Source organism: Methylobacterium sp. J-059 (assembly GCF_022829485.1).
Taxonomy (GTDB): domain Bacteria; phylum Pseudomonadota; class Alphaproteobacteria; order Rhizobiales; family Beijerinckiaceae; genus Methylobacterium.
The window spans coordinates 50535-72285 of sequence record NZ_JAKSYA010000127.1; the positions used below are offsets into that span (position 1 = coordinate 50535).

The following is a 21751-nucleotide window of genomic DNA, read 5'->3' on the forward strand; positions in this document are numbered from 1 at the left end:
AAGGGTCACGAACATCGGCGTTCGGACCGGACCAACGCCCGATCGATCATTGCATGCGCAAATCCCAGACTTTAATCGTTCCAAGGTAAGAAACGCGTCGCGCCGGCGCCGACGCCAGCCCCATGGAAGCGATGCCGAAAAAGAGACCGCAATCCATCCTGCAGCTCAGGCGCTACGCCGGCTCCCGCCTGTACGATCCCGAGCGCAAGACCTACGTCTCGGCCGAGGACCTCGATCGGTTCAGGGCAGAGGGGCATCGCATTTCCGTCCGGGACGTCGAGACCGGGCAGGACGTGACCGACGCTTGCATGGGCCGCCCGATACACTGACCAGTGAACGATCCCGTGTCTCCGGCAGGGTTGGAGCGGCTCTCCGCAAACCTGGGCCGGCGCCGATGCGCTAGGCCGAATATCATGGCTGACGACGTCGGATCGGCGGTGACCGACCCCGGCCCTGGAGTAACCGAGCGCTCCTCGCCATGTCCCCAGGAAGCGGCAGGCGGCCCCCGCCAGGGTCATGGTGCCGTCTGCCGCCGTAGGAGGCCTGTGGCTCCGTTCGTCGCGGGTCGCATGGTCGGGACGTCACGGTCCGCCGCAGCGGATGCTGCCTTGAGAGCGATCCGTCACCTGCCTAACGAGGATCGGACGCCTTCAATCCGTGCCAAGGTGACGACGGCGCGTCACGACTCCCGCATCGGAATTGCCGCGAACGATAACCGACCTGCCCTCGAACGCCCCCGGACGGCAGGCGTCGACATGGCTCTCATCGTCGCCGGCCGGTTGCTTCTCGGCGCACGTAGCATCGGGTTCATCGCAGCCGGGGCCTTGCTGCTCGGCATTGGCCAGGTGGCGCCTTTAGGCCGCGACCGGCGATCGGCGGCTCAGACAGCCTTGCCGACGAGGTGGCCGATGCCGGCGGTGACCGCCATCGCTGCCGCGCCCCAGAACGCCACCCGTGCCGTCGCACGCGGAATGGCGGCGCCTCCGGCCTTGGCCCCGAGCGCGCCGAGTACGGCCAGGAAAAGCAGCGAGGCGCCCGAAACCGCGTAGACGACGACATCGGCCGGCGACAGCACGGCCACCAGCAACGGCATGGCCGCTCCGGCGGAGAACGTCGCCGCCGACGTCAACGCCGCCTGGATCGGACGCGCGGTAGTGAACTCCGAGATGCCGAGCTCATCACGGGCGTGGGCGCCGAGCGCATCCTTCGCCATGAGTTGGTCCGCCACCTGCAGCGCGAGGTCGTGGTCGAGGCCGCGCCCGACATAGATGCCTGCGAGCTCCTCCCGCTCGTCAACAGGGTCCTCTTCAAGCTCGCGTCGCTCCCGTGCGAGGTCCGCCTGTTCGGTGTCGGACTGGGAGCTGACCGAGACGTACTCGCCGGCCGCCATCGACATCGCACCGGCCACGAGCCCGGCCGTGCCGGCGACGAGGATCTCGCCGGAGGCTGCCGAGGAAGCGGCGACGCCGACGATCAGGCTGGCCGTGGAAACAAGGCCGTCGTTGGCGCCGAGCACGGCGGCGCGCAGCCAGCCGATGCGGTCGATGAGGTGGTTTTCCTGATGGGTCGCACGCATCATCGTCAGGGTCTCTCGTATGGGGCGGAGGGCGCGCGTCCCGGCAGGATGCGACGCAGCACGGCGTCGTGCCAAAGGTAATGATGGATGAGCGCGGCCGCGGAATGGAAGCCGGCGACGGCCATCAGGACGTTGGCGGCAAGCCCATGCCACTGGGTCAGCGGCTTGCGCCATTCCGGATCGCCGAGCTGCGGCAGCGAAAGCGGTCCGATCAACGTGACGCCCCGCACGAAAGCGTTGGCGATGCCGAGCCCGGCGATGGCGAAGAGCAGCAGGTACAGGGCGGCATGGGTCGCCTTGGCGAGGACATGCAGGGGACCGGGATCCTCAACTGGCAACTGGCGGCCATTCGTATAACGCCAGGCCAGCAACGCGACGGTGACGCCGGTGAAGACGAAACCGAGGACGAAGTGGGCTGACCAGATTCCCGAGCGTAGCGGGCCCTTCGGCAGTAGGTCTTCGAGGAAGGTGCCAATGAGCCATAGGACCAGAACGAGCCCGGCCATGAGCCAGTGCAAAGCGATGGTGGTGCCGTCGTAGGATGTCTCGCGTGAAGGCATGTCGTATCCGGTCAAGTAGACCACGCCCCCGCCGCGGCGGGCGAGGGCGGGCCGTAATCCATCAGGGCTTCGAGGGGCCCTGCGGGGCGATGTCGACGGGCTTGTTGTCGTTGAGGTCCCAGCCCGTGTTCGGGTCGGTCTTCGTGCGCTGGAGCTGGGCACGCATCTGCCACTGGTACTTGGCGACCCCGTGCTCGACCTCCTGCAGCAGGTTCGAGGTCGTCGGGTCGACCTGCTCCGTCGCCTTGATGGCGGCGTTCACCTCCTCGCCCACCCGCTTATAGGCGTTGGTGAACCACACGAGGATCTGGGCGTCGTCGAGGAAGCCGCCGGGGATCTCCGGAACGCCGGAGGTCTTCACGATGGTGTTGGCGCGGCCGTCGGCCGAGGATCCGATGGCGAGCAGGCGCTCGGCGATGGTGTCGGCGTACTTGGACAGGCCCTCGTAGTGCTCCTGCAGGAGCAGGTGCAGCGGGTAGTACAGCGTGCCGGAGGCGTTCCAGTGGGCCTGCTTGGTCTGGAGCTGGAGCTGCTGCAGCTCGGTCAGCGTCTGCTGGAGGGCTGCGACATCCTTCTTGATCGCATCGGCGTCGCCATCGAGGCCAATGACCGGCAGCCCCGACATCTCGTTGGTCGGGAAGGCGCCGACAGGCTGTGGACTGGTGGTCTTGGTCTGCGAGGCCCCGCGCACGTCGTCGGTGCTCTTGGCGGTTGGCTGGTCGGCCTGGGCCAGGTCGATCCGCGAGAGGACCTTCATCGCGCTCGGAACCGACGGTGAGACGGTCGGTGTTCCGTTGGCGACGGCGGGAAGCGGCAGTGCCGTCCCGAGGAGGAGCATGGCCGATAGGAGGCGTGCGTTCTTCATGAGGTTCAGATGTGACCTTGGAGCGTGCATGACCCGGATGGGCGACGCGTGCCTGAGGAACGACTACAGATTAGAATCGTTCGAAAATGACACCGAATTTAGGATTGCGTCGGATGCCCTGGGAAATGCCAAGGCCGGGACATCCGCAATGGATGCCCCGGCCTTGGCTCATCGCGCGGTGCCTTTACGGCAAGGGTCGATCAGGACCTGACATCGTAGCGATCCAGCATCATGACCTTGTTCCAGACCCTGACGAAGTCCTTCGCGAAACGCGCCCCGCCGTCGCTGCCGGCATAGACCTCGGCCACCGAACGGAGCTGCGAGTTCGATCCGAAGACGAGATCGCACCGGGTCGCGGTGAACTTCGTCGCGCCGCCGGCGCGGTCGACCAGATCGAAGGTCATGCCCGCCTCGTCGGCCTTGCGCCATTCGAGGTCGACGCTCGTCAGGTTGACGAAGAAGTCGTTCGACAGGACGCCGACCCGGTCGGTGAAGATGCCGTGCTTCGAGCCATCGTGGTTGGCTCCGAGCGCACGCAGGCCACCCACGAGGGCGACCCACTCGGGCGCCGTGAGGGAGAGGAGATACGCCTTGTCGAGGAAGAGTTCTTCCGGTGAGACACGACCCGATGTGACCGCCGCAAAATCGTCCGCCACGTAATTGCGAAAGCCGTCGACGACGGGCTTCAGCCACGTGAACATCTCGATGTCGGTCAGGTCCTGACGGGTGTCGACACGGCCCGGCGTGAATGGAACCGCGATGGCATGTCCGGCATCCGCCAGCGCCTTCTCGATGGCGACGCAGCCGCCGAGCACGATGAGGTCAGCCAGCGAGACCCGTCTGCCGCCGCCGCGTCCGTTGAACGCATCGGCGACCTGCCGGAGGGCCGCGACCACCGGCACCGTCCGCCGGTTGATCGCCCAGTCCTTCTGCGGGGCGAGCGCCAGGCGTCCACCGTTGGCGCCGCCGCGCTTGTCGCTATCCCGGTAGGTCGAGGCCGCCGAGAAGGCCGTGAACGCGAGGTCGGACACCGACTGGCCGGTGGCCAGGATGTCCTGCTTCAGCGCGGCGACGTCGGCGTCGTCGATCAGGCCGTGCTCGCGCGGCGGGATCGGGTCCTGCCACAGCAGGTCGTCCTCGATCCTCACCTCGGGCCCGAGATAGCGCTCCTTCGGGCCCATGTCGCGATGGGTCAGTTTGTACCACGCCTTCGAGAACGCCAGCGTGAAGGCGTCGAAGTCGTGCAGGAACTTCTCGCAGACTTTGCGGTACTCGGGATCGACCTTCAGGGCGATGTCGCTGGTCATCATCATCAGGCCGTGCATCTGGCCCGGGACGTGCGCGTCCGGGGTCTTGGGCGCATCCGGATCGGCCGGAGTCCACTGCGAGGCACCGGCCGGGCTCTTGGTCTGCACCCATTCGAACTTGAAGAGGTTTTCCAGGTAGGCGTTGTCCCACTGGGTCGGGTTCGGCGTCCAGCTGCCCTCGATGCCGTTGGTCATCGTGAACTGGGCGAAGCCGGTGCCCTTCGGGTTGTGCCAGCCAAGGCCCATCGCCTCCATCGGCGCGATCTCGGGCGGCGGGCCGACCTCGTCGGCCGAGACCATGCCGTGGCTCTTGCCGAAGGCATGCCCGCCGGCGATCAGGGCGACGGTCTCCTCGTTGTTCATCGCCATCCGGGTGAACGTGGTGCGGATGTCGCGCGCCGACCCCATCGGGTCGCCGTTGGCGTAGGGACCCTCGGGATTCACGTAGATCAGCGCTTGGTGCGAGGCGGCCAGCGGATTTTCGAGGTCGTAGTCCGCATCGCCGTTCTGACCGCGCCAACGCTTGTCCCGGGTCACCATGCTGTCGAACGACTTGACGTCTGTCGGGTCCCAGATCTCGGGGCCCCAGTAGGTGGCGTTATCGGCCTCCCAGGCGTCCTGCCGGCCGCCGGCGAAGCCGTAGGTCGGGAAGCCCATGATCTCCAGGGCGCAGTTACCGGTCAGGACCATGAGGTCACCCCAGGAGAGGGCGCTGCCGTACTTCTGCTTGATCGGCCAGATCAGGCGCCGGGACTTGTCGGTATTGCCGTTGTCCCACCAGCTGTTGATCGGCGCGAAGCGCTGGAGCGCCTCGCCGGCGCCGCCGCGCCCGTCCGCGATGCGGTAGGTGCCGGCAGCGTGCCACGCCATGCGGATCATCTGCGGGCCATAATTGCCGTAATCCGACGGCCACCATGCGACCGTGCTGGTGAGAAAGGACTTGATGTCCCGCTTCACGGCATCGAGGTCCAGCGCCTCGAAGGCTGCCTTGTAGTCGAAGTCCTCGCCGAGCGGGTTCGCCTGGGGCCCGTTCTGATGAAGCAGCTCGACCTTCAGTCGGTTGGGGTACCAGTCCGAGAGTGCCGGTGGGGTGCCGACCGCGCCGCCGATGCGGTCGCCGCCGAAGGGGCACTTGCCCTGCATCTCGAAGGACTTGGTGTCCAACTTGCTATTATCGGAGATATTCAAAGCCACTTCCTTTTCCATATCGAGCATTAGTCGAAGCGAGAAGTTTGTCGCCTCAGGACCATCAAAATATTTACGTAAACCTACCTATGCCTTCGGCGAGGCGACTGCATATGACGTGACCGACATTCGATGCATCGGTCCGTCGAACCTCAGTCCTCGCCACCGTGGCATTCCATGCCCGGCGGGGCGGTCGAGCAATTCAACGCGCATGTCTGGTCTACCCTGCAATACCACTGCAGCGACCCCCGGCTGATGCATGAGCCCGCGCAGTGCTTGTGAGGCACGCCGACCGGTTCGGAGAATGACAGTGGAGCGTCCTTACGGACTTGCGGGGACTCCGCTGCAGCGGGCGCGGTCATCGGCGCCAGGGCGAGGACCGCGCCTGCCAACCTTCTAACCGCGCAAGGGTGTATCGACATCATGGCCGACACTGCACACCGAAGTGCAGATTAGAACAATTCTTAAAATTAAGTTCATTTTCCGGTCGGGGCCTTGACGATGGGCGTTGTCCGGTTCGCTCCACCAACAATGACGCCGTCCGCCATTCCACGCGCCCGCAAGCCGGGCACGCGTTCATCCCGCCAGGGTCGTACGACGTTCCACCGTCGGGCATCCCACTTCGAAACGGCATCCCCCGGCAAGACCGTCGCCGACGGCCAACGAGAACCCGTGCAACTTGGCGATGGCGGCGACGAGGCCGAGGCCAAGTCCGTTGCCCTGCGTCTGTCGGGCGCGTTCCGCGCGATAGAATCGTTTGAAGATCTGGTCACGCTCGCCGGCGGCGATCCCGGGGCCCGTATCCTCGACGGATATCACGACATCGCCATCGCTCTCGCGTCGGAGAAGACCGACCCGGACGCTTCCCCCGGGCGGCGTGAACTTGATCGCGTTGTCGAGAAGGTTCGAGACCGCCTCGAAGATCAGGCTGCGGTCGCCATCGATGAAGGTGACACTTCTATCGACGTCGATGCTGAGGGCGACCCCGTTTTCTTCAGCCAGGGGTTCGAACAGTTCCGTCGCCTCGCCCACCACGAGACCGAGATCGACAGGACCGAAGGCGGCGCAGCGGCGGCCGTGCTCGATCTCGCCGATGCGCAACACCGCCGTCACCATCTCCAGGGTCTGGTCGATCCAGACCAGACCCTGGTCAACCGCCTCGCGAAGTTCGTCGATGTCGCGAGCTTGGTCGCGGCCGCGCTCCAAACGCAGGCGGAGGCGCGTGAGTGGGGTCCGAAGGTCGTGGGCCACTGCGTCACCCACGCCACGTACTTCCTCCATCAGACGCTCGATCTCGTCGAGCATCCCGTTGACGTCCCGTGCGAGACGGTCGAACTCGTCCCCGGCCTCGCCGACCGGCAAGCGCTGGCGCAGGTCACCGCGCATCACCCGAGCGACCGCCGCCTCCGTGGACGCCAAGCGGCGCTTGGCTCGCCCGGCGAGTAGCACTCCGCCGAGGATGGAAAAGGCCAGGGTCGGTCCCAGCGCAAGCCCGAGCGCCCGGATCACCGTGGCCTTGGCGCGGTCGATCTCGTCTGTGTCGTGGGCCACCACCACGACCGTGCCATCGCTCAGGGCCACGGCCGCGGACCAGAGATCCTCGTGAAGGCGCCGTCCCGCGATTGCGACCTCGGTACCGATCCGGCGGACCTCGCCGTCAAGAGGCAGGTCGGCCGGCCGCGCATCGAGGTTGCCCGCGAGCTTGCCCCCATCGGCGCCGAACAGGCCGGCGAAGTGGACGCTATGCAGGTCCTCGCTGATCCAGGTCTCGATGCGGTTCGCCGCCTGCCCCGGGTCTTGGGCGGCGTACCGGACCTCGTGGCGAAGCACTTGGTTAAGCTCGTCCTGCATGAACGCGGCGGTCTGCCAGTATACGAAGGCGAACAGGACCAATGACAGCAGGGTCGACCAAAGGGCGATGCCGAGCGCCCAGCGGAATGCGAAGGAGCGGGTGAGCCTAGACATCGGGGGTTAGGGTGAAGCCCTCTCCCCGGACGTTGTGGATCAGGATCGGCTCGCCCTCGTCCTCAAGCTTCTTGCGCAGGCGCCCGACATGGACGTCGATCAGGTTGGATTTGGGCGCGAACCGGTAGTTCCAGACCTCCTCGAACATCATTGCCCGCGTCACGACCTGACCGGGGCGGCGCATGAGATATTCGAGGAGCTTGAGTTCGCGCGGCAGCAGGTCGAGGCCGCGCAGGCCCCGGCGCCCGGTCCCGGCAAGAAGATCGATCTCTAGGGTTCCCACCCTGAGGACCGTCTCGCGGGTGTCGGTCGGCCGCCGCAGCAGGGCCTCGATCCGGGCCGCGAGTTCCGCGAGGACGAAGGGCTTGCCGAGGTAGTCATCGCCGCCGGCGCGCAGGCCGCGGATGCGTTCGTCGACGTCGCCCAGCGCGCTCAGGACCAACGCCGGCGTCCGGTCACCGGCGCCGCGGAGGTCCCGCAGGAGGGTGAGCCCGTCCAAGCCGGGAAGCATCCGGTCGAGGATGATGGCGCTCCAGTACCCGGAACGGGCGGCGGTCGCGCCTTCCGGTCCCGTGGCGGCCCATTCGACCTCGTGCCCACGCCCGCGCAGGTCGCCGAGGACGTCCTCCGCCGTCGCGGCATCGTCCTCGATCAGAAGTAGCTTGGCCAACCCGGTCCACTCCCAGGCTCACGCCCCTGTCCCGATGTATGATGTGGTTCGGGACCGGTCCCGTGACCACGAGTGTGAACGCGAATTTAATGGTGCGCGTGGCGGCCCGTTCTATGTCCTAGAATAAATCTAATCTAACTGACGGACGACATCGTGTTGCTGGAGGCGGAGACGGACGTGCCCGGGAACGGCGAGGTAGGGATCGCCGGTCGTGGCGAGGTGCGCGAGCGCCTTGACGCCGAGGGATCGACGGCAACGGCAGCATCCGGAGGATACGCCCTATCCGGCCAGACCCCCACGAGGATCGGGCGTCGTTCCTTGTTGGCGGTGGTCGTCTGTCTGATCGCGGTCGCGCTGGCCGCCTGGTGGTATCGCGAGGCCGCCAAGCCCTACCTCGAACCCATGCTGGGCCTCATCGGGTTGGCCGCGGCCGCACCTGACGCAGCATCGAGCACGAACGCTCCCGAGCAGCCTGCCGAGGACAACGTCGTTACCCTCGATGCCGACGGACAACGCCGCCTCGGACTGACGTTCGGGCAATCCGAAACCCGCCGGATCATCCTTCCCGTACGCACGCCCGGCATGGTCGCCTTCGACGAGCGCCGGGTCACCCGCCTGAAGCCCCGGACCTCGGGTCGGGTGCTCACCCTCTCGGTGCAGCCCGGGGACCAGGTGAAGGCCGGGCAGACGCTGGCCACGCTCGACGCCGCCGGGGTCCTCGATGCCCGCAACGGCCTCGCCGCCGCGCAGGCCAGCCTCGGGGAGGCGCAGGCCACGGAGAAGGTCGCCGAGACCAATTTGAAGCGTGGCAGCGACCTCGTGAAGATCGGCGGTGTCGCCCAGGCCGAGGTCGACCGTCGCCAGGTCGACCTCGCCAAAGCCCATGCGGCCACCCTGTCCGCCAAATCGCAGGTCGACCTCTACCGTGCGCAGTACGAGCGCCTCGCCCCGGCTCCCGGAGAGGCTCCGGGCATCAGCGCCATCGTCTCGCCGATCAACGGTGTCGTGACGATGGCCGGTATCACCCTGGGCGAGGTGGTCGACACCAACCGCGACGCCTTCACGGTGGCCGACCCCTCGCAGATCCAGGTTCTGGCCAATCTCTACGGCCACGACATCGCGACCGTTAAAGCCGGCGACCGGGCGACCATCGAGGCCCCGGTCACGGCCCATCCCCGCTTCGAGGGCCGGGTGCGTTCAGTGAATGCCGCCATCGACGCGATGACGAATACCGCCCCGGCCCGCATCGAGATCGCCAACCCGGACGGAACGTTGCGCGCCAACATGTTCGTCTCCGTCGAGATCGCCGCCGATCTCGGGCGTGAGGGGGTCACGATGCCGGCCGCCGCGATCCAGCAGACCGAGGGCGGCCCCATCGCCTTCGTGCGCACGGGAGACGACCGTTTCGAGAAGCGGGACCTCACCCTTGGGGTGCAGCGCGCCGACTGGGTCGAGGTGACGTCCGGCGTGGCGGCGGGGGAGACGGTGGCGACGCAAGGAAGCTTCGGCCTCAAGGCCATTCTGATGCGCGCCCTGCTCGGTTCCACGGATTGAGATCGCGATGAACGCCTGGTTCGCCCTCCTCATCCGCCGCCGCTGGCTCGTCGTGATCCTGGCGCTCGCCGGTGCGATCGGCGGCATCGTCAACCTCGAAGGCCTGTCCATCGACGCGGTGCCGGATGTATCGCCCAAGCAGGTGATGGTCCTGACCCTCTCGCCCGGCCTAGGGCCGCTGGAGGTCGAGCGCCTCGTCAGCTTCCCCGTCGAGAACGCGATGGCGGGGGCGCCAAGCCTCACAGGGATACGCTCGACCTCACGCTACGGCGTCTCGGCGGTCTACGTCACCTTCGACGATTCCATGTCGATCACCGAGGCGCGGTCCCAGGTGTTCCAGCGCCTGCCGCTGGCGAAGACCATGATGCCGGCCGGCGTCGGCGATCCCGAGATGGGGCCGATGGCGACGGGGCTGGGCGAGATCTACCAATTCGAGGTGCGTGGCCCGGGCTACTCGCCGATGGCCCTGAAGCGCATCCTACAGTGGACCATCGCACCGAAGCTCAAGCTGACCCCGGGCATCGCCGACGTGAACATCTACGGTGGCCAGATGCCTACCTACGAGGTCCGCATCGCCGCCGAGAGCCTGCATCGCTACGGCGTGACCATGGCCCAGGTCTACACGGCGCTTGCCGAGAACAACGCCGCGCGCGGCGGCGCCTACATCGAGCACAACGACCAGCAGGAGGTCATCCGCGGCCTCGGGCTCGCCAAGGACACGAAGGATCTCGCCAACATCGTCGTCACGACGGGGCCGGGCGGCGTACCGGTGACGGTCGCCACCCTGGGCGAGGTGGTGGAAGCCCCGAAGGTGCGGCTCGGCGCCGTGACGCACGATGCGGCGGGCGAGACCGTCGTCGGCATCGCCATGATGCAGCAGGGCGAGAACGCCAGCGCCGTGGTCGTGGCCGTGAAGCAGACCATCGAGACCCTGCGCCAGCAGCTCCCACCGGGCGTCGAGATCGTCCCCTACTACGACCGCAGCACACTCGTGGCACGAACCATCCGTACCGTCGAGCACAACCTCATGGAGGGGGCTGTGCTCGTCATCGTCGTGCTGCTCCTGCTGCTGGGTAACCTCCGGGCCGGCCTCGTGGTCGCGGCCGCGATCCCCTTGTCCATGTTGATGGCGTTCGCCGGGATGCGGCTGTTCGGGCTCTCGGGCAACCTGATGAGCCTCGGCGCCATCGATTTCGGCCTCATCGTCGACGGCGCCGTGGTGATGATCGAGAACGTCCTGCGCGCCCGCGGCGAACACCCGGAGCGTCCGGCCGAGGAGGTGATCCGCAAGGCGACCGTCGAGGTGGCGCGCCCGATCCTGTTCGCGGTGGCCATCATCATCATGGTCTACCTGCCCATTCTCGCCCTCGAAGGGGTGGCGGGGAAGATGTTCCGGCCGATGGCTCTCACCGTCATCCTGGCGCTGGCTGGGTCGCTGGTGCTGACCATGACCCTGATGCCGGCGCTCGCCGCCATCGTGCTTGCCGGGCCCGGGATCGGCGAGCGCGAGACCCGCGTCGTCCACTGGGCGCGGAGCGCCTACACCCCCATCCTTCGGCTGGCCGAACGTCGCACCGGGATCACCCTCCTGGTCACCCTCGGGCTGTTCGCCGGAAGTTGCTGGCTGGCGACCCGGCTTGGAGGCGAGTTCCTGCCCAAGCTCTCGGAAGGCTCCATCGTCATCACGTCGGAAAAGCTGCCGGGCATCAACCTCGATGCCTCGCTCAAGGTCATGCATCGCATCGAGCAGACCCTGAAGAGCTTCCCCGAGGTGAAGCGGGTCGTCTCGCTCACCGGCAGCGCCGAGATCCCCACAGACCCGATGGGGGTCGAGTCCACCGATAGCTTCATTACCCTGTCCGACCCATCGACCTGGACGACGGCGACCACCCAGGAGGGGCTCGTCGCCGCCCTCGACAAGCGTCTGCGCGCGGAGGTGCCGGGGGTTTCCTACGCGTTCTCACAGCCGATCCAGATGCGGATGGACGACCTGCTGGAAGGCGTGCGCGGCGACGTCGCGATCAGCCTGTACGGCGACGACCTGAAGGTGCTGAAGGACAAGGCCGACGCCATCGTGCGGGCGGTCTCCGGCGTCTCGGGCGCGGCCGACGTGAAGGCCGAGGCGCAGGCCGGCATGCCGGCCCTGTCCATCCAGGTCGACCGAGGGGCGGCCGCCCGCTACGGCATTAACGTCAGCGACATCCTCGATGTGGTCGAGAGCATCGGCGGCCGCACCGCCGGAATGATCTACGGCGACGACAACTCCATCACCGACATCGTGGTCCGGTTGAAGTCCGCCGACCGCAGCGACATCGCGCGCATACGCGACTTGCCCGTCGGACGGAGCGGCAAGGCGCTGGTTCCGCTCTCGCTCGTCGCCTCCGTCGACGTGGCGACGGGGCCCGCCCAGATCAGCCGGGAGAAGCTCCAGCGCCGGATCTCGGTTCAGGCCAACGTTCGCGGACGCGACGTCCAGAGCTTCGTCAGCGACGCACAAGCGGCGGTCAAGGCCCAGGTGACCCTGCCGCCGCGCTACTCGCTGCAATGGAGCGGGCAGTTCCAGAACCTGCAGGAGGCGACGAGCCGGCTCTCCGTGGTGGTCCCGGCCGCGATGGCGGCGATCCTGGTGCTCCTCGTGGTGATGTTCGGCGACATCCGCCTCGCCGGGCTGATCTTCCTCAACGTGCCGATCGCCGCCACCGGCGGTATCGTCGCCCTGTACCTGCGCGGGCTGCCGTTTTCGATCTCGGCGGCGATCGGATTCATCGCCACCTTCGGCATCGCCATCCTTAACGGCGTGGTGCTGACGAGCTACATCCGCGACCTCGAACGCGTCGGACTCGACGCCCGCGAGGCGGCGACCCGGGCCGCCGAGATGCGCCTGCGCCCGGTCCTCATGACGGCACTGGTGGCGGCGCTCGGGTTCCTGCCGATGGCCCTCTCAACGAGCGCGGGCGCCGAGGTGCAGCGCCCGCTGGCCACGGTGGTGATCGGCGGTCTCGTCACGGCGACCCTACTCACCCTCATCGTGCTGCCTGCCGTCTATCCGTACCTGGCGCATCTGCGGCTCCCCTGGCGCCGTCGCGACGACCAGCCATCCGGACTGGGGATGAAAGGCGATCAGCGGGCGGGCGTCGATGGTTAGGGGCGTCCGGGCCGCCATCAGGGCCACCGCCTTCCTGGGTGTCCCAATCCTTGCTGCGGGTATTCCATCTGCGTCCGCCGCGGACTTCGAATGCGCCGGATTCCTCAGGATGCACGGGATGCTGCGCAGAGCGTCGGCGGCCTGTGGCTTCACCGCCTACAACTCCGCAATCGTGGATCGGGCACGTATCTGCTTCGATGCCATCGGCAGCCGCCCCGCCGCCGAGGCGATGCATTCGGGCGCGGCGGAATTTGAGCGATGGCAGGCCATCCGCAATCGCGATGCGCTCTGCGCGACCTTGGCCGCCAAGTTCCCGATGGTCGTCCAGCCGTAGTCCTAGAGCAGGCAGACTGACGGCGCCATTCACCTCCCGGACGGTCAGTCCTCTCGTACGGATGCCGCGATCCTCGTCCAACGCGTCGTCAGCGCGCGGGGGCAAGCGCGTCTCGGCGGAACACGGAGCTGCCCAGCCATTCGTGCTGCACTGCAACATTCCGCGCTGAGGCCCGTTGAATGGGCGCTACCCTCGCATCGACGGGTGAGGGACGGCATCGGGTCGAACGCTCGCCGAGCGAAACCGTGATGCTGCCATCTCCCCGAAAGTCATACCGATGCGCCTAAATCCCGCCCTTGCGGCCCTCGTCCTGGCCGCTGCTCCCCTCCCTGCGCTGGCGTCCTCATGCGCCGAGCAGATTGGGACCATCGAACGACGCCTCGACAGCGCCGGAGCCATACAGGTTTCCGGCCTGCAGCCCGGGCACACGCTGCGGACCGGGTCGCCACGGGGCGTGGGCACGGTACGTCTCGACGCGCCGAGCGACCCCGAGACCGTCTCGACGGCCGACCACGTCGTCAACGCCCGGACGCTCATCATCCGGGCAACGGACGAGGATCGCCGGGGCGACCAGCGCGCCTGCGAGAATACGATGTCCGAGGCGAAGGGCATGATCGGCGCCCTGCCATAGTCGCTCACCGGCCGTCCGGTCCGGGGGAAAACCTCGGATCGGTGTTTCACCGACACGGGGATGCCCAGCGATGATCGGTCCTGCCGAACTCGAAGACATGCGATTGGACATCGCCGCGGCCGAGCAGGCCAAGCTTTACGATGTCGCCTCGGCGACCCTGAACCGTCACTGGGCCAGGCGCGGAGCGACCTCGGTCGGGGCGGTCTCCAGAATTTGCGACCTCGTCTTCGAACGGGCCGCCGAACGTCCTGCATCGGATTGGAAGGCGGTCATATCGGAAGCGACCGACGAGGCAGGCTTCCTCGTTCGATGGGACGGTGACGAGGTGGTGTTGCTGGAAGCGCGGCCCTGACCGGGGGGCGTCGGTTTTCCCTGAGGCTCCTGGCCTCGACAGCTGGCCGGGGTGACGATTGCCCACGCAGCGGTAACGGGAACAGGCTTTGTACGGGCACGCTTTCGATCATGTCCGGGCACTGCGAGAACGCTGCCCGTCGCGACCGGCTTCGAAGTCAGGTCGCCTTCACAGGATTCCAGAAATGACCGACGCCCAGAACCATCGCATCGCGATGCAAGACCCTCGTACGCAGTACCCTCAGCCACCGTTCAAGCGGCAGCCGCAGGCGGCACCGGGCCTTGCCGAGGCGATGGACCCGAAGCCCGACCATGGCGAGACCAGCTACGTTGGGCACGGTCGCCTTTTAGGTCGCAAGGCCTTGGTGACAGGCGCCGATAGCGGCATCGGGCGCGCCGCGGCCATCGCGTTCGCACGCGAGGGTGCCGACGTCGCCCTGAGTTTCGTCGGGGCGGAGATGCCGGACGCGCAGGAGGTCGCCAAGTTGATCGAGGCGGAAGGGCGCAAGGCGATCCTGCTGCCGGGCGATATCACCGACAAGGCGTTCTGCGAGACCCTTGTCCACAAGGCTGTGGTCGAACTCGGCGGCCTCGATATCCTGGTGAACAACGCCGGCAAGCAGACCAATCAGAAGGACATCGGCGACATCACGGACGAGCAGTTCGACCTGACGCTGAAGACCAACCTTTACGCGATGTTCTGGATCACCAAGGCAGCGATGCCCCTGCTCCCGGCCGGCGCGTCCATTATCAACACGGCCTCCGTGGTGGCCTACAACCCGCCCAAGATCCTGGTCGACTACGCGACCACCAAGGCCGGCATCATCGCGTTCTCGAAGGCGTTGGCGAAGCAGGCCATCGCGAAGGGCATCCGCGTGAACGCCGTCGCCCCCGGCCCGTTCTGGACCGCACTGCAGCCCTCCGGCGGCCAGCCGCAGGAGGCGGTCGAGAAATTCGGCTCCGAGGTACCCCTGGGTCGCCCGGGCCAACCGGTCGAGCTGGCGCCGATCTACGTGTTCCTGGCCTCCCAGGAGGCGAGCTTCGTCACAGGCGAGGTCTACGGCGCCACCGGAGGAAACGGCACCGCATGATGCGTATCGACGGCACCTCCGCCTGGACGGGGTGCCGGGGGGCCTTCAGCGGAAGGCCGAGGATCTGGTCGACGGCAGACTGGCCTGCACCCGCCGCGAGGTAGGGGAGCAGGCCGGACCCGTCGGGATCGTCCGTGGAGTTAGGCCAGTCGATGGACCGGATGGGAGCGCATCCATTCATCATGGGGGACGTTGCCCCCGACTTGAACCATCCGATGCGGCCGAAAGCCGTGCGCCACCCAGAAGCGGCCGGATGGAAAGCGGGAGATGACGAAATGCCGGATCATATGTTCGACGAGACGAACATCACGTGGCGGACCCTGGATTGGCTCCCTCACATCGCGTTCTTCGTCTACAAGGTCGACGAGGAAAACCGCATCGTTGACGTCGTGTTCAAGTTCGCGGCGAACCAGCGGGTGATGCTGCACCGGCACAAGAGCCCTTACGTGACGCTCGTCATGCAAGGCGAGCTTCGGTTCTACCGGCAGGATGGGACCCACAAGGAGACCCGCCCGACGGGCAGCTACGTCTCCGGCGTCGCGAACGGCGAGCCGCATCTGGAAGGCGGCGGCGAGGAGGACGCCATCGTGTTCTTCAGCAACCGAAACATTGAGGACGCCCTCTACGAGTTCCTCGACGACGCGGGCAATCCCGTCCAGGTCCTCGGCATCGCGGACTTCAAGGCGCAGCTCGAAGACCAGATCGCGACGGGCACCTTCGATAAGGTCACCGCCAGGGCGGCGTGATCTCGCGACGCCGGGGATGCGGAATACATCCTCGACATCCGGCCGGCTCCATACCGGCCATCAGGCCGGTAGGCTCACGTCGGCTCGCAGACCGCCGCCGACCCGGTTGGCCAGGGCCACATCGCCCCCATGCGCGCGGATCGCCGACCGTGCGATGGCGAGGCCGAGACCGGTCCCGCCCGTTTCCGCATTCCGCGAGCCCTCCAGCCGCGCGAAGGGCGCGAACATCTCCTCGATCCTGTCGGCTGGAATGCCCGGCCCGTCGTCGTCGACGAGGATGCGGATGCTATCATCGCCCCGCTCAAGAGTGATCCTCGCCCTGTCACCGTACCGGACGGCGTTCTCTACGAGGTTGTCGAGGGCCCGACGCAGTGCCACCGGTCGACCATGGAACTGTAGATCGGCCGGCGACGCGACGGTGACGTCCCGCCCCAGGACCACGTGGTCGTCCACCAGCGCCCGGACCATCTCGGCGAGATCCAGCGGGCCGCTTTCCTGGGCGAGCGCATCGTCCCGGGCGAACGCCAGGGTCGCGTCGACCATCCGCCCCATGTCCGAGATCGTGCGAACCATAGCGCTCCTCAGCTCGCCGTCCTCGACCATCTCGGCCCGGAGCCACAAAGAGGCGATGGGCGTGCGCAGGTCGTGGCTGATCGCGGCCAGCATCCGGGTACGGTCGGCGACGAAGGCCTCCAAGCGCACCTGCATCACGTTGAACGCCGCGGTCATGGTCCGCAACTCGCGCGGGCCGCGCTCCGGCAGCGGTTCGAACGCGGCGCCTCGCCCGGCCATCTCCGCGGCCGTGGCGAGTTCCGCCACAGGGCCGACGATCCCGCGATTCGCGATGGCAACGACCACGAGCACCGCGACCACGCTCGCCAGGACCTGGATGAGCGCGATGCGTATCCACGGCGGCGTCCGCAGCGCGAGCGGAGCCTCGGCGTTTAGCCAGCGTCCGTCGTCCAGCAGGACGGAGACCCGCAGGGCCTGGGGCCTGTCGGACAGGCGGCCCCGGGGGGTGTCCTCCCCGGCGTCCCGCTCGACGAGGGCGATCCGCGCCTGGCTTACGTCGGCCTTCATGCGTCGGTCGATCCGCCGCGCGAGCCGCGTCTCGTCGACACCCATCGCGCCCTCGGGCACGAGGCTCCCGGCATCGATGGTGAAGCGGTGTCGGGGGGACCCGTAGGCCGCGACGACGCTCGGGACGGTGTCTGGCTGGACCGTGTCGAGCAGGCGCACCAGCGTGGCGATGCGGTCGACGACCTGGGTCCTGGCCGCCGCGCGACCGACCCGCGAGGATTCGTGCGCGAACATTGCGAAGGCCGCCGCCTGCGCGCCCACGACGGCGAGCACGAGCAGCAGCGCCAGCCGTCCGCCGAGCGAGTGCGGCACCAATCTCAAGGCACCGTCCTCACCTCGGCCGCCAGGACGTAGCCCCCGCCCCAGACGGTCTTAAGCAGCCCCGGTTTGGCCGGGTCGCGCTCCAGCTTGCGCCGGAGCCGGCTGACCTGGTTGTCGATGCTGCGGTCGAAGGCGTCGGCCGTCCGTCTGCTCGTCATGTCGAGGAGTTGGTCGCGGGAGAGCACAACCCTGGGATGCCGGGTCAGCGCCGAGAGCAGGCGGAACTCCGCCGTGCTGAGCGTTACCGGGGTGCCGGCGTCATCGACGAGCTCGCGACGGTCGGTGTCCAGCGTCCAGCGGTCGAACGCCAGCTTGCGTCCGTCCGCCTCCTCCCGGGTCCGAGGGAGCGCACGCGTGCGCCTCAGAAGGTTCTTGATGCGGGCCAGAAGCTCGCGCGGCTCGAAGGGCTTCGTGACGTAGTCGTCGGCCCCGATCTCCAGGCCGACGATCCGGTCGGTCCCCTCCGCCAGGGCGGTCAGCAGGATGACGGGCGTATCGTAGGCTTCCCGGATATGGCGGCAGAGCGAGAGCCCGTCCTCGCCCGGCATCATCACGTCGAGGAGCACCAGATCGATGACGCTTCCCGCCAGGACGACACGGGCCGCCGCCGCGTCCGCCGCAACGCTGACCCGGAGCTCGTGCCGCTTGAGGTAGGCGGCGAGCGGATCGCGGATGTCGCGATGGTCGTCGACCACCAGGATGTGTGCGTCGTCCATGTCCTTTGCCTTTCGCCGCCGACCCTAACGCGCCGCGGCGTCCGTCTCCCGGGGGAATCTGTCGCGAAATGTATCGGGACTTTCGAGACGGCGACGGCTTGCGACGAAAAAGGAGGTTCCCGGCAAACGCCTGCGACAGGCGGGGGGCAAGGTCTCGGCACTCGCAACCACGCATCGGGAGATAAATCGATGACGAAGGAAACGGTGCGCGCACCGAGCCTGTTCAAGCGACTGCTTCCGGCGGCCCTGCTGATGGCCGGCCTCGTGGGCCCGCTGGCAACCGCCGGCACGGCCGAGGCCCGGGACGGCTGCGGCCTCGGGGGCCATCGCGGGCCATACGGCATCTGCCGGCCCAACCTCGGACCGCGGGTGTTCTACCGGCCCTACGGCTATCGGCCGGCATTCTATGGCCCAAGGCGCTTCGGCTGGGGCGGTCCGCGCTGGCACGGTGGTTGGCATCGCCGGTGGTGACCGGCGCCAGGCATCCGAAGCATGGGGGGCGTGCCATCCGGCACGCCCCCGTCCGGTCCTTCCACGAAAGAGCTGCGCTCATGGCGAAGAGTCTCGTCTGTCTGACCTTGGCCACGTTCCTTGCGGTGACGGCCGCATCCGCCCAATCACCGACGACGGCCCCTTTGCCGACGGGAGACCGGGCTTCCGCCGGCGTCGATCTCGCGACGTTCCTGACGCGGAACCGCACCCGGATGATGCGGGCCGATACCGACCATGACGGTCGCGTCAGCCGAGCGGAGTGGTCGGCTTGGTGGGAAGCCCATCCCGGAAAGGGGCCCTACGATCCGGCCGGACGCTTCCGGGCTATCGATGCGGACGCCGACGGCTTCCTCACGGCGGTGGAGATCGACGCCGTGTCCACCAAACGGTTCGTTCGGCTGGACGCAGACCACGACCGTCGCGTCGTTCGCGCGGAGCGACCTTGCCGCGCCAAGTGACCCGAATGCCCGGGATCAGGTCTAAGATTCCGATTTCCCCAATGGCAACGCCATGAGCTGCGCCCGCAACAACGAAGGAAATATCATGAAGCTCACAGGTGTGATCGTCGGCGCGTTCGCGACCATGCTCGTTACAGGCGGGGCCCAGGCCCTGCCCATGGCTAACCCCGGGTTAGGCCTCGATGCCCCCATCGTCCAAGTGCGCGGCGGGTGCGGGTTCGGCGCACATCGTGGCGGGTTCGGAGGGTGTCGCCTGAACCGCGGTCCGCGCGGCGCGATCCGGCGGGCCGTCACCGGCGCGCCGCGCGGCTGCCCACCCGGGCTGTATCGCGGCCCCGCCGGACGCTGCCGCCGCTGAGGCGGCGCTGCCTTAGCCTGGCCACTGGGCGTCGAGTGCCCGGATGAGCGAAGGCGAACCCACGCGGTCGACGATCCGCGTGGGTTTCCTCAAAAGCACCGGTCCCATAGCCCCCACCCGGGGGACCGCTTGCGGTGCCGGATCTGCAGGCATGCCGTTCGATACCAGGATGGCGACCCTTCAGAGCCGGGTCGTCAGATCCGTCAGCCAAGCCGGAGAGGCATCGACGAGGGCCGTTTCTAACATCTTGTCGTAGCCGAGCACGATGGTCCGGCCGGTCACCACGAGGATCAGGCCCAGCGCCGCCTTCAATCCCCTACCCACCCCCATTATCCGGTTGCGCCATCGCATCAACACCTCCCGCGACAGGGTGCCGAGGACGAGTAGCGGCAGGGCCGCGCCGATCCCGAACAGGAACATGGTGAGGGCCACGGCTCCGAGATCGCGGCCCTGGGATGCGAGCAGCGAGGCCGCACCGAGGGTCGGCCCAACGCACGGGCTCCAGACCGCGCCGAGCAGCAGGCCGACGCCGAACTGGCCCGGCAGCCCAGCGGTCGAGAAGCCGCCGAAGCGGTTCTCGGTCCAGTTGCTCATCGGACCCGCAGCCACAGCCAGCCGGGTCTGGGCCGCCGGTACCATCAGCACCAATCCGATCAGGATCAGCATGATGGCTGCCCCGGTCCGGAAGACGCCGGCGTCGAGCCCCATGGCGAACCCGACGGTGGCCACGAACAATCCGATGACTACGAAGGAAAGGGCCAGGCCGCCGGCGAGTGCAGCCGGACCGAGCCGATGCTCCGAGGCGGCCGCTCCCAGGACCAGAGGCAGCAGCGGCAGGACGCACGGGGACAGCACCGAGAGGATGCCGGCGATAAAGGCGAGGCCCAGGCTCGTGACCACGCGAAAGCCTCAGATCGCCTTGTCGAGGAGCGACGAGATCGCCTCGGGCTTGGTCTCGCCAGCCGAACGTCCGGTCTCCTTGGTGCCCTTGTAGGTGATCAGCGTGCTCTGCATCGTGGCGCCGAACTGCTTGACCACGTCCTTGCGGCTGTCGAAGTCGACGTCGAACACCTGCAGGTCGTTGAACTTCGGATCGGCCTCAAGCTTCGACAGGATCGGCTTCTGGGCGGCGCAGGTCGTGCACCACGGAGCGGTGATGTGCACGAGGATCGGTTTGCCGGCCTTCTGGGCGGCCTCGAACGCGGCGGGCGTGTAGGTCATCTCGGCGGCGATGGCCCCGGTGCCGAACAGCATGGGGGCGACGGCGAAGGCGGCGAGCAAGATACGGCGAGTGGTCATGGACGTTTTTCCTTCGTGGATTGGTCGAGGTGGAAGAGGGCTCAGTTCGAGACCTGCGTGATGGCGCGGTCGACGTTCACGCGGGCCGACCAGTCCTTGGCGCTGTCCTGGCCCTTCAGATCGATGAGCCGGGCGGCTGTGACGTCGACGTTCTTGAAGTCGGCCCCGGCGACGGTCGCGCCGGTGAGGTTGGCGCCCGACAGGTCGGAGCCCATCAGGACCACGTCGGTGAGGTCGGCATCGGTGAGGTCGGCGTATTCCAGGCGCGCGCGCCCGAGGTTGGCCCCCTTCAGGTTGGCACCCTTGAGGTTCACCGAGACGAACACGGCCCGCATCAGGCCCATGGACTGGTTCTTGATGTCGGCCCCGCCCTTGAGATCAACGAGGGTGGCCCCGGACATGTTCGCGCCCTTGAAGTCGCCGATGGGCATCGACCGGCTGAGATCGGCCCCGCTGAGGTTAGCGTCGCGGGCGGTGATGCCGAACATCTTTGCGCCGACCAGCTTGGCGCCGGAGAGGTCGGCCTTGATGAACCAGGCCTGCTCCAGGTTCGCGCCGGATAGGTCGGCGCCGCGCAGGTTGGCCTTGTTGAGCCGGGCGGTGCGCAGGTTCGCGCCCTTCAGGTTCAGGCCGGAGAGGTCGAGGCCGGCGAGCGCCTTGTCGGAGAGGTCGATGGGCTTGCCGTCCGCCTTGGCGATCAGTGCCTCGACGTCGGCTCGGGTCATCTCGGCCTTGGTCATCGCGGCGGAGCCCATGTTGGCACCGAGGAGCAGGTCCTGCTCGGCATGGGCGGGGGCGGCCAGGAGCACGGAAGCGAGCAGAAGGGGGACGAGGCGGCGCATGGTTTCTCCCGGTTTCTCGCCCTGGTCCATCGAAAGCCTGCGCTTCATGACGGTCTTGCCGGACGGTTTTTTGTTCAGTGACCACAGTGGTATGGAATGCCGACGCAAACGTCTGTGACCCAAGTCACCGAAGGCTACGGATTCCGAAGCTATAACGCTTGAGTCATGGGCATGGCGGCATCCAACGACCGCCGGCCCCGGGAGG

General features: G+C 67.4%; 22 protein-coding genes. 11 read left to right on the forward strand and 11 right to left on the reverse strand.

Going from position 1 to position 21751, the window contains the following annotated elements; genetic code table 11:
• Positions 1-131 precede the first annotated feature (131 nt).
• Entirely contained in the window at positions 132-329 is a 198-nt protein-coding gene (locus MKK55_RS18225; protein ID WP_243936972.1) for a polyhydroxyalkanoate synthesis regulator DNA-binding domain-containing protein, read from the forward strand.
• 551 nt (positions 330-880) lie between these two features.
• Here MKK55_RS18225 and MKK55_RS18230 read toward each other — a convergent pair.
• The 6 genes from MKK55_RS18230 to MKK55_RS18255 form a co-directional block, all read right to left on the reverse strand.
• The gene (locus MKK55_RS18230; protein ID WP_243937010.1) at positions 881-1576 is read right to left on the reverse strand and encodes a VIT family protein; all 696 of its coding nucleotides are present in this window, start codon (positions 1574-1576) and stop codon (positions 881-883) included.
• Positions 1577-1581: 5 nt separating this feature from the next.
• Positions 1582-2136 (reverse strand): cytochrome b, encoded by a 555-nt coding sequence (locus MKK55_RS18235; protein WP_243936974.1) that lies wholly within the window; start codon positions 2134-2136, stop codon positions 1582-1584.
• 61 nt (positions 2137-2197) lie between these two features.
• Positions 2198-3001, reverse strand: coding sequence for a Dps family protein (locus tag MKK55_RS18240; RefSeq protein WP_243936976.1), 804 nt, complete (start codon positions 2999-3001; stop codon positions 2198-2200).
• A 200-nt stretch (positions 3002-3201) separates the two neighbouring features.
• Positions 3202-5514 (reverse strand): catalase/peroxidase HPI, encoded by a 2313-nt coding sequence (gene katG, locus MKK55_RS18245; protein WP_279593342.1) that lies wholly within the window; start codon positions 5512-5514, stop codon positions 3202-3204.
• 555 nt (positions 5515-6069) lie between these two features.
• Positions 6070-7458 carry an ATP-binding protein gene (locus tag MKK55_RS18250; protein ID WP_243936978.1) on the reverse strand — a complete coding sequence of 463 codons (1389 nt, stop codon included), beginning with the start codon at positions 7456-7458 and terminating at the stop codon, positions 6070-6072.
• Positions 7451-8128 carry a response regulator transcription factor gene (locus MKK55_RS18255; protein ID WP_243936980.1) on the reverse strand — a complete coding sequence of 226 codons (678 nt, stop codon included), beginning with the start codon at positions 8126-8128 and terminating at the stop codon, positions 7451-7453. The genes MKK55_RS18250 and MKK55_RS18255 overlap by 8 nt, the downstream gene beginning before the upstream one ends.
• Before the next feature lie 153 nt (positions 8129-8281).
• On the opposite strand from MKK55_RS18255, the gene MKK55_RS18260 reads away from it, so the two are divergent.
• The 7 genes from MKK55_RS18260 to MKK55_RS18290 all read left to right on the forward strand — a co-directional run bounded on the left by MKK55_RS18260 (position 8282) and on the right by MKK55_RS18290 (position 15980).
• Positions 8282-9682, forward strand: a complete 1401-nt coding sequence (locus tag MKK55_RS18260; RefSeq protein ID WP_409566084.1) for an efflux RND transporter periplasmic adaptor subunit — start codon at positions 8282-8284, stop codon at positions 9680-9682.
• 7 nt (positions 9683-9689) lie between these two features.
• On the forward strand, positions 9690-12827 hold the full coding sequence (locus MKK55_RS18265) for an efflux RND transporter permease subunit (protein WP_243936982.1): 3138 nt from the start codon (positions 9690-9692) through the stop codon (positions 12825-12827).
• A 118-nt stretch (positions 12828-12945) separates the two neighbouring features.
• Positions 12946-13161: a hypothetical protein gene (locus tag MKK55_RS18270; RefSeq protein ID WP_243936984.1), complete on the forward strand. Its 216-nt coding sequence runs from the start codon at positions 12946-12948 to the stop codon at positions 13159-13161.
• A 454-nt stretch (positions 13162-13615) separates the two neighbouring features.
• Complete coding sequence (locus tag MKK55_RS18275) at positions 13616-13792, forward strand: hypothetical protein (RefSeq protein ID WP_243936985.1); 177 nt, start codon at positions 13616-13618, stop codon at positions 13790-13792.
• 70 nt (positions 13793-13862) lie between these two features.
• Positions 13863-14144, forward strand: a complete 282-nt coding sequence (locus tag MKK55_RS18280; RefSeq protein WP_243936987.1) for a hypothetical protein — start codon at positions 13863-13865, stop codon at positions 14142-14144.
• A gap of 184 nt (positions 14145-14328) precedes the next feature.
• The gene (locus MKK55_RS18285; protein ID WP_243937014.1) at positions 14329-15234 is read left to right on the forward strand and encodes an SDR family oxidoreductase; all 906 of its coding nucleotides are present in this window, start codon (positions 14329-14331) and stop codon (positions 15232-15234) included.
• A 152-nt stretch (positions 15235-15386) separates the two neighbouring features.
• Positions 15387-15980, forward strand: coding sequence for a regulator (locus MKK55_RS18290; protein ID WP_313898973.1), 594 nt, complete (start codon positions 15387-15389; stop codon positions 15978-15980).
• A gap of 60 nt (positions 15981-16040) precedes the next feature.
• On the opposite strand, the gene MKK55_RS18295 is transcribed toward MKK55_RS18290, so the two are convergent.
• Positions 16041-17372: an ATP-binding protein gene (locus MKK55_RS18295; protein ID WP_243937018.1), complete on the reverse strand. Its 1332-nt coding sequence runs from the start codon at positions 17370-17372 to the stop codon at positions 16041-16043.
• A 5-nt stretch (positions 17373-17377) separates the two neighbouring features.
• The gene (locus tag MKK55_RS18300; RefSeq protein ID WP_238270122.1) at positions 17378-18097 is read right to left on the reverse strand and encodes a response regulator; all 720 of its coding nucleotides are present in this window, start codon (positions 18095-18097) and stop codon (positions 17378-17380) included.
• A gap of 252 nt (positions 18098-18349) precedes the next feature.
• On the opposite strand from MKK55_RS18300, the gene MKK55_RS18305 reads away from it, so the two are divergent.
• The 3 genes from MKK55_RS18305 to MKK55_RS29360 all read left to right on the forward strand — a co-directional run bounded on the left by MKK55_RS18305 (position 18350) and on the right by MKK55_RS29360 (position 19405).
• Positions 18350-18568: a GCG_CRPN prefix-to-repeats domain-containing protein gene (locus MKK55_RS18305; protein ID WP_409566086.1), complete on the forward strand. Its 219-nt coding sequence runs from the start codon at positions 18350-18352 to the stop codon at positions 18566-18568.
• An 80-nt stretch (positions 18569-18648) separates the two neighbouring features.
• Entirely contained in the window at positions 18649-19047 is a 399-nt protein-coding gene (locus tag MKK55_RS18310; protein ID WP_243936989.1) for an acid-shock protein, read from the forward strand.
• A gap of 85 nt (positions 19048-19132) precedes the next feature.
• A complete protein-coding gene (locus MKK55_RS29360) occupies positions 19133-19405 on the forward strand; it encodes a GCG_CRPN prefix-to-repeats domain-containing protein (RefSeq protein ID WP_373322459.1) in 273 nt (90 codons plus the stop codon).
• A 180-nt stretch (positions 19406-19585) separates the two neighbouring features.
• Here the strand turns inward: MKK55_RS29360 and MKK55_RS18315 are convergent, their stop codons facing one another.
• Genes MKK55_RS18315 through MKK55_RS18325 form a run of 3 tightly spaced genes read right to left on the reverse strand, consistent with a single transcriptional unit; the run spans position 19586 to position 21546 of the window.
• Positions 19586-20305, reverse strand: a complete 720-nt coding sequence (locus tag MKK55_RS18315) for a cytochrome c biogenesis CcdA family protein (RefSeq protein WP_243936990.1) — start codon at positions 20303-20305, stop codon at positions 19586-19588.
• Between the two features lie 9 nt (positions 20306-20314).
• Positions 20315-20704, reverse strand: a complete 390-nt coding sequence (locus tag MKK55_RS18320; protein WP_238270128.1) for a thioredoxin family protein — start codon at positions 20702-20704, stop codon at positions 20315-20317.
• 41 nt (positions 20705-20745) lie between these two features.
• On the reverse strand, positions 20746-21546 hold the full coding sequence (locus tag MKK55_RS18325; protein ID WP_243936991.1) for a pentapeptide repeat-containing protein: 801 nt from the start codon (positions 21544-21546) through the stop codon (positions 20746-20748).
• Positions 21547-21751 lie beyond the last annotated feature (205 nt).

What these genes read in the sequence shown, in the direction of transcription:
- MKK55_RS18225 (WP_243936972.1), top strand. Translation starts at nt 132, where the DNA reads ATGCCGAAAAAGAGACCGCAATCCATCCTGCAGCTCAGGCGCTACGCC.
- MKK55_RS18230 (WP_243937010.1), bottom strand. Translation starts at nt 1,576, where the DNA reads ATGCGTGCGACCCATCAGGAAAACCACCTCATCGACCGCATCGGCTGG.
- MKK55_RS18235 (WP_243936974.1), bottom strand. Translation starts at nt 2,136, where the DNA reads ATGCCTTCACGCGAGACATCCTACGACGGCACCACCATCGCTTTGCAC.
- MKK55_RS18240 (WP_243936976.1), bottom strand. Translation starts at nt 3,001, where the DNA reads ATGAAGAACGCACGCCTCCTATCGGCCATGCTCCTCCTCGGGACGGCA.
- katG (WP_279593342.1), bottom strand. Translation starts at nt 5,514, where the DNA reads ATGGAAAAGGAAGTGGCTTTGAATATCTCCGATAATAGCAAGTTGGAC.
- MKK55_RS18250 (WP_243936978.1), bottom strand. Translation starts at nt 7,458, where the DNA reads ATGTCTAGGCTCACCCGCTCCTTCGCATTCCGCTGGGCGCTCGGCATC.
- MKK55_RS18265 (WP_243936982.1), top strand. Translation starts at nt 9,690, where the DNA reads ATGAACGCCTGGTTCGCCCTCCTCATCCGCCGCCGCTGGCTCGTCGTG.
- MKK55_RS18270 (WP_243936984.1), top strand. Translation starts at nt 12,946, where the DNA reads ATGCTGCGCAGAGCGTCGGCGGCCTGTGGCTTCACCGCCTACAACTCC.
- MKK55_RS18280 (WP_243936987.1), top strand. Translation starts at nt 13,863, where the DNA reads ATGATCGGTCCTGCCGAACTCGAAGACATGCGATTGGACATCGCCGCG.
- MKK55_RS18285 (WP_243937014.1), top strand. Translation starts at nt 14,329, where the DNA reads ATGACCGACGCCCAGAACCATCGCATCGCGATGCAAGACCCTCGTACG.
- MKK55_RS18290 (WP_313898973.1), top strand. Translation starts at nt 15,387, where the DNA reads ATGGACCGGATGGGAGCGCATCCATTCATCATGGGGGACGTTGCCCCC.
- MKK55_RS18300 (WP_238270122.1), bottom strand. Translation starts at nt 18,097, where the DNA reads ATGGACGACGCACACATCCTGGTGGTCGACGACCATCGCGACATCCGC.
- MKK55_RS18305 (WP_409566086.1), top strand. Translation starts at nt 18,350, where the DNA reads ATGGCCGGCCTCGTGGGCCCGCTGGCAACCGCCGGCACGGCCGAGGCC.
- MKK55_RS18310 (WP_243936989.1), top strand. Translation starts at nt 18,649, where the DNA reads ATGGCGAAGAGTCTCGTCTGTCTGACCTTGGCCACGTTCCTTGCGGTG.
- MKK55_RS29360 (WP_373322459.1), top strand. Translation starts at nt 19,133, where the DNA reads ATGAAGCTCACAGGTGTGATCGTCGGCGCGTTCGCGACCATGCTCGTT.
- MKK55_RS18320 (WP_238270128.1), bottom strand. Translation starts at nt 20,704, where the DNA reads ATGACCACTCGCCGTATCTTGCTCGCCGCCTTCGCCGTCGCCCCCATG.
- MKK55_RS18325 (WP_243936991.1), bottom strand. Translation starts at nt 21,546, where the DNA reads ATGCGCCGCCTCGTCCCCCTTCTGCTCGCTTCCGTGCTCCTGGCCGCC.